The 342-nt window shown below is 63.5% G+C and carries 1 protein-coding gene; it reads right to left on the bottom strand.

Annotated elements, in window-relative coordinates; translation table 11 throughout:
* A partial coding sequence (locus tag N869_RS18300) for a hypothetical protein (RefSeq protein WP_198026124.1) occupies nucleotides 1-342 on the bottom strand: 342 nt, incomplete at both ends.

Here is a 342-nt window from a genome sequence, read left to right as displayed (position 1 = left end):
CTCCCCGGCCAATCCAGAGTTGCCGACGGAGTCCACCGCGACCTCAACGTCATAGTGCCCGAAGTTGTGAGGAAGCGTACGCCCCGCATATTCCATCTCTGCAGCCAGGCGATTGAGGGCCTGCTGGGCGGCCTGGTCCCGGGCTTCGCGCATTCCTGCATTGCGACGCTCGATCTCTTCATCAGCAGCGAGCGTGCCACCAGCAAAGGCTCCGGCGAGCCCAAAGACGGAGCCTGCGGCCGCCCCATTTCGCCTGATCCGAAATTCTTCTTCGGGGGATATTCGGTCCGGGGGCAACTGGTGATAGGCCTCTTGTGCCGCCATCAGCGCGCTACGTGCGTC

This window comes from Cellulomonas bogoriensis 69B4 = DSM 16987 (assembly GCF_000767165.1).
GTDB lineage: Bacteria > Actinomycetota > Actinomycetes > Actinomycetales > Cellulomonadaceae > Actinotalea > Actinotalea bogoriensis.
The sequence above is the reverse complement of the archived record's forward strand: the minus strand, read 5'-3'. Positions and strand labels throughout refer to the sequence as shown.